Origin of the sequence: Brevundimonas sp. UBA7534 (genome assembly GCF_002479325.1) — a bacterium.
In the GTDB taxonomy this organism is placed as follows: domain Bacteria; phylum Pseudomonadota; class Alphaproteobacteria; order Caulobacterales; family Caulobacteraceae; genus Brevundimonas.
On record NZ_DLMO01000001.1, the window covers coordinates 20,602 to 21,101 of the forward strand.

The following is a 500-nucleotide window of genomic DNA, read 5'->3' on the forward strand; positions in this document are numbered from 1 at the left end:
CGATCATGAGCGTTGATCTGACCCTGGTCTGGGCCGGCCTGCTGGCCTTCGCCGTCTTCGCCTATATCGTCATGGACGGGTTCGACCTGGGCGTCGGCATCCTGTTCCCGACACTGAAGGCCGGCGATCAGCGCGACAAGGCGATGAACTCGATCGCCCCGGTGTGGGACGGCAACGAAACCTGGCTGATCCTGGGCGGCGGCGGTCTGTTCGCCGCCTTCCCGCTCGCTTACGCCGTGTTGATGCCGGCGGTCTACACGCCGATCATCGCCATGCTTCTGGGGCTGGTCTTCCGGGGCGTCGCCTTCGAATATCGCTGGCGGACGGTGCGGGCCAAGCCCATCTGGGATGTCGCTTTCTTTGGCGGCTCCCTGCTGGCCGCCTTCTCCCAGGGCGTGACCCTCGGGGCCATTCTGCAAGGGGTCGAGGTGTCCGGTCGCGCCTACGGCGGCGGCTCGTGGGACTGGCTCAGCCCCTTCAGCCTGCTGACCGGCGCCGCC

Annotated in this window: 1 protein-coding gene; it reads left to right on the forward strand. The window is 67.4% G+C overall.

The annotated features are described in order from the left end of the window. Positions 1-5 precede the first annotated feature (5 nt). Positions 6-500, forward strand: a 495-nt coding sequence (gene cydB, locus B2U11_RS00130) for a cytochrome d ubiquinol oxidase subunit II (protein WP_292068906.1), incomplete at its 3' end; no start/stop codon positions are given.